Here is a 5,424-nt window from a genome sequence, read left to right on the forward strand (position 1 = left end):
TAGACGCCAATCCGAAGATTGACGCTGCACTTACATCAAATGCCCACACTTATCGACTGTTAATTGTTAAAGAACTGTATTCAGTGCTACTTTCGCGCTATCGACAAAGCGTTGTGTTTGTCAGCTGCGAAGAAGGAAGAGTATGAAGCATTTCAGCACAATCGTCAACTCCTTCTTTTTACTGCATCGCCGTTTCCGGTGATCCTCAACTGCCGCAGTGACTGCGTCTCATTGGGGAGGCGAACTATAGCAAAGCCACCTACGGCCAGCAAGCTTTATTTGAGCAATTCGGCAACCGCCATGCCGACATCGGTCGTACTGGCGTTGCCGCCCATGTCCGGCGTACGCGGACCATGCTCGAGCACCTGTTCGATGGCCCGCAAAACAGCATCGTGCGCAGCCGTGTAATTGGCATCGCCATTACCGAGGAAGTCCAGCATCATGGCGCCCGACCAGATCATGCCGATCGGGTTGGCGATATTCTGGCCGTAGATATCGGGCGCGGAACCGTGCACCGGCTCAAAGACGGAAGGAAAAGTTCGCTCCGGATTGATATTGGCTGATGGTGCGATGGCAATCGTTCCAGTACAGGCGGGGCCCAGGTCGGACAAGATGTCGCCAAACAGATTCGAAGCGACTACCGCGTCGAAACGTTCGGGGCTCAATACAAAGCGGGCCGCCAGGATGTCGATATGGTATTTATCCCAGCGAACTTCAGGAAATTGCGGCGCCATCGCTTCCACCCGCTCATCCCAATACGGCATGCTGATGGCAATGCCATTCGACTTGGTCGCCGATGTCAGGTGTTTCTTGGGCCGGCTTTGCGCCAGCTCGAATGCGTATTTCAATATTCGGTCGACGCCCTTGCGCGTAAAAACGGATTCCTGCAGCACCGTTTCGCGCTCCGTTCCCTCGAACATGCGGCCGCCCACGGATGAATATTCTCCTTCCGTGTTTTCACGCACCACATAAAAGTCGATATCGCCCGGCTTTTTATTCGCCAGCGGGCACGGCACGCCCGGCATCAGCCGCACGGGACGCAAGTTGACGTATTCATCGAATTCACGCCGGAATTTTAATAAGGAGCCCCATAGCGAGATATGGTCAGGCACCTTGTCCGGCCAGCCCACGGCGCCAAAATAGATGGCGTCGAAATCCTTGAGCTGCGCAAACCAGTCCGACGGCATCATTTGCCCGTGTTCCAGGTAATAGTCGCAATTGGCCCACGCCATCGTCGTGAACTGCAGGTCGATATTGAAACGGCGAGCAGCCGCTTCCATCACCCGCAAGCCCTCCGGCATGACTTCATTGCCAATGCCGTCACCGGCGATGACGGCGATTTTATGTGTGCTCATGGGATACCCTGTTGGAAATAGGCGATGGAAGCCTGTATTTACATCGGCTGCGCCACGTCCGGGTACAGGCGCGCCAGCACATCGGCAGTGATCGCCGTGATGATGGGCTGCACACGTTCGGCCGCCAGTTCATTGGACTTCTCGCGGCGCACCTCTTTCCATAGCTCGACCAATGCGCCCTCGTGGCGCGCCACCGCCTGCTCGACTTCATCCTGCCAGAAGGCCGGCGCCTCGCTTTCAACAAAGTTACCGCGACCACGGCCAAAGTGCGCCACCGCCAAGTAACGCAGCACGCCCGCCACCACCAAGGTGCGCAGGAAGGCATCCGTGAATTGCATGGTGGGCTCATTACGGTCCGTGCCGGAATTAAAGCCCCAGGCTGCGCCCGCAAACGTCAACGCACCAACCACACCGCCAAGCAGGGCGCCCGTGCCCAAGGTCAAGCCGCCGGAAATCAGGTCGGCCGATAGCCCCGTCGCGGCACCGGAAATCATGGCCCCCAGCAAACCCGCTTGCGCCTTGTCGATCGGCGCGCGCACCGCAAAGTTTTCCCGTATGCGGCTATTGATCTTATGCGCATCGGTCGGGTCGAGTTTGTGCAATATCAAAAGCTCGCGCGTGGTGATACCGCTGTGTGTATTGAGCCGTGCCACCAGGCTGGCCATGGCCTTTTCCTGGCGTTGCTGCTCTGCGTTCTTGCCTATGCCCACGACCTGCAAGGCCGATTTCAGCAAGCCCTTGGAGACAGGCTCGATGGCTTCGCGATCCTGCCCGGCCACTGCCAGCTGCGTGGCCAGCAAGTGCATGGCCTGTCGGAAACGCGCCGTATTCTGTTCTTGCCAGGCAGCAAACAAACGCGCATAGCCCGCTTGCTGCGACTGCGGCAACAATTTACCTACGGCTTCATAAAACACGCGCTCATGTACCCAGCAGCGGGCAAAGGCATCGAGCGCCAGAACGTCGCGCACAATCGGATATTGTTGCAAATGCTCGCGCCAGCGCGCCTGCTCGCTGTGTTCCTCATTGCCAGGACGTGGCGGCCCCATCTGATTGAGCAAGACCACCACGGGCTTATCGAGCCAGGCGAGGATTTTCATTTCCGCCGGCAGGTAACCCGCATCCTTCGGATGCTCCGAGGAATTCACCAGGTACAGCACCACGTCGGCGGAGTCCTTGGCCGTGCGCAGCGCTTGCTGGCTGAGCCAGAACGGGCGGTCGCGGTAACGGTCCAGCACTTCACGCAGGAACCAGCCGATGGGATTGCCCGACTGTCCCAAGCGTTTGAGCAAGCGCACGGAGTCGCCAAAGCCGGGCGTATCCCACAATTGCAAGGCATCGCCCTGTGGCGTAGCCAGCAAGGTATGCGATTCGGCAAACACGGTCACGTGGGCGGCGTCGCGCACTTCGCCGATATCCACACCCACCAGGGTGCGTGCCAGGGTCGTTTTGCCATTATTCGTGTGCGAAATCAGCGCGAATTGAATCTGCACCGCATCATCCTGCACATCTTTATCCACATTCACACTCATGCTGCTGCCGATACTTTCAAGCCGACACCTGCATCAAGCGGGTGCAAGGCAGGGTTGAGCAAATTGACCACGGTGGCCGTAGTTTTATGGAACTGGCAGAACTGCTGCCACAGGGCGACTCGTTCCGCCAGGCGCGCGCCGTTATCCGCCTGCTCGCCAGCGCGCTCCAGGTAGCTGGACTCGTCGATCAGGACGGCGATGCCGCGTGCCGACGATTGCACGAGATAATCGAGGAAGGCGCCGTGATTTTCCTTTTCCGGCGTCGCCGTCAGATTGAACAGTACGGCCGTAATATTGACTTGCGGATCGTTCAAGTCCGTGCCGCGCAAGACGTCCTGCGGCTCTTCGCCATACGACATCGATGGACGCAGCATCATGCGCCCCTGCTCGCCGAACAGCATGATGGACAGCTGGCCCAATCCCATGTGGCGTGCTTCATCGACAGTAAAGCTGTACGGCAAGACGCGCAGCATACCGCCCGTGGCCACGCCGATACTTTCGTTAAGCTTGCGGAAATACGGCTGATCGAGATCCAGCGGAAAGTTCCTGGCCAGGCGCGCGGCACGCCAATTGTTGACCAGGGCCAGGATCAGGCGGGGAACGACGACCAGCAGGAAGATGGTTGCCGCATACAAATGCACCCAGCGTGCGCCGCCTTCGACGGTCGTCGTTTGCGGGAAGCGCAGCGCTTCGATTTCCGCCAGCGAAAAACCTTGCAAATGAAACAGGGCAATAGCCGGTGCAAACAAGGTCGAAAGCAGGCTGTGCACTTGGCCGGGATTCAAAAAGGTGCTTTCCCAGCCGGCCGCATATTGCGACAGAAAGCCGCGCGCATACAGTGAGGCAACGGCGCCGATGGCAAACATGGCGGCGCTCAGGTGGATGGTACGGCTCAGGCGCGCGGCCGTCAGCTTGGCGCTCAAGTGCGCCCATTCCCCCATGAAACTGAGCAAGCCCGAGGACAAGGCGTGCGGCAGTTTGCGCGGCAGAGCCAGACGGCCCACGCTCAGGTGGCGCACCAGTCCCGCCTTCGGCCAGCCGAGCGAGTGCGAGGGAATGCATAGCCAGATCAGCAAGCCCAAGTAGACCAGCACATTCCAGGCGATGATCAGCAACAAGGGCGCCGACAGCAAGTCGACGCGATGGGGATCCGTGATGCGGTCGAGCCCGGCTCCCAGCAGCAAAGCCAGCAATGGCAAGGCCAGCGCCAGGGTTTTCATGCCGTTGCGACGCTTCGCGAAGGCAGCGAAGGCAGGGGTGCGCTCGGTGATGCGCTTGATGATCAGCTCGGAACGCTGCTGCAGGAAATCGTCACCGGTCACTTCGGCCTGCTTGCCCGAAGCTTGCCACTGCGCAAGCTCACGCGCGCTGCGGCTGGCATACATGCGGTCATCCTCGCTGAGGACTTCTTTTTTCTGGTCGGCCGTCTCGATAGCACGGACCAATACCACTTCTCTCGCAATCTGCTCGTTCATGGTGCTCCTGTTTTTGTATGAAACGACAACTCGACAGGCAGATTGTGACGTACTTTCGTGTTTCAGGCCAACGCGTCCTCGGCCCGGCACAAATGATGCAGCAGATAGATCAGGAAAGAAGCGATCCAGGCAGACCACAAGGTATGCGTGAAGAATTGCGTACCTTGCAACTGCTGCTGCCAGCTTGCCGCCAAACCGCACAGCAGCATGATGCAGGCGAACAGCAGCGCCGTGCGTGGCCGTCCGGGCAGGCAGAACAATGGCAAGGCCAGCATCCACCAGGCAGCGTTCGCCTGGGTAGCGGGCAGGCATGCCATGGTAGATGCGCTGGCTGGCAACGTTTCCAGCAGGCGCGTGTATGGTTCCAGTCCGCCGTAACGCAACAAATCCGTGGGACAGGGCACGTCGCTGAAGGAAGAGAGCAAATAGATGCTTAATGGCACGAAGATAGCCGACAATGCCACTACGCGCAAGGCGCTGCGGCGTGATGCCAGCCAGGCCAGCGGATGCAAGATGTCCCAGACGGCCAAACAGATCAAGGCGGCGCCAAGCAAGATCATGCAGAGCTGGAAACTGCTCGCCCACGCGCTGTCAGCACCGACAAATTGCCCGTGCGCACCGTCGAACATACTGTCGGCGATCATGAGGTCGAGATTGCTGTAATTGCCGATCCAGAGTATCAGCATGGCCGACAGCATCAGGACGCTATCGATGCCTTTGGGAGTTTTGACGAGTTTAAGCTTGGCCAACATGGGTGCACACACTACTTGATGAGAATGGAAGTCATCGTACAGTGTCAATATGAAGAGAACATGACGATGCCCGCCGTACACAACATGTGGTGATAAATGACAAAGGCAGCGCGCAGCGCTGCCTTTTTTTCGTTTGTCACTTGGCTGCCGACTTGTCGGATTACGCTACGCTAATCCGACCTACTTCCATTGCAGGCCACGTAGGTCGGATTAGCGCAACGCGCGTAATCCGACAACCACCACCAGCGTCAAACAAAACCCCCAGACGAAAAAAAACCCCACCATTGCTGGCGGGGTTTTTCTCTTACTGCGT

At 58.4% G+C, this 5,424-nt stretch carries 4 protein-coding genes; all 4 read right to left on the minus strand.

Annotation, left to right across the window (positions count from 1 at the left end):
• Window positions 1–275: 275 nt before the first annotated feature.
• The 4 genes from SKZ59_RS28055 to SKZ59_RS28070 all read right to left on the minus strand — a co-directional run bounded on the left by SKZ59_RS28055 (window position 276) and on the right by SKZ59_RS28070 (window position 5,192).
• The gene (locus SKZ59_RS28055; RefSeq protein ID WP_319993593.1) at window positions 276–1,355 is read right to left on the minus strand and encodes a tartrate dehydrogenase; all 1,080 of its coding nucleotides are present in this window, start codon (window positions 1,353–1,355) and stop codon (window positions 276–278) included.
• A gap of 38 nt (window positions 1,356–1,393) precedes the next feature.
• The gene (locus SKZ59_RS28060; RefSeq protein ID WP_319993594.1) at window positions 1,394–2,884 is read right to left on the minus strand and encodes a DUF3482 domain-containing protein; all 1,491 of its coding nucleotides are present in this window, start codon (window positions 2,882–2,884) and stop codon (window positions 1,394–1,396) included.
• A complete protein-coding gene (locus SKZ59_RS28065; RefSeq protein ID WP_319993595.1) occupies window positions 2,881–4,359 on the minus strand; it encodes a DUF2868 domain-containing protein in 1,479 nt (492 codons plus the stop codon). Before SKZ59_RS28065 ends, SKZ59_RS28060 begins: the two co-directional genes overlap by 4 nt.
• 62 nt (window positions 4,360–4,421) lie before the next feature.
• Entirely contained in the window at window positions 4,422–5,192 is a 771-nt protein-coding gene (locus SKZ59_RS28070) for an acid phosphatase (protein WP_319993596.1), read from the minus strand.
• Window positions 5,193–5,424 lie beyond the last annotated feature (232 nt).

Origin of the sequence: Janthinobacterium sp. GMG2 (assembly GCF_033949445.1) — a bacterium.
GTDB lineage: Bacteria > Pseudomonadota > Gammaproteobacteria > Burkholderiales > Burkholderiaceae_D > Janthinobacterium > Janthinobacterium aestuarii.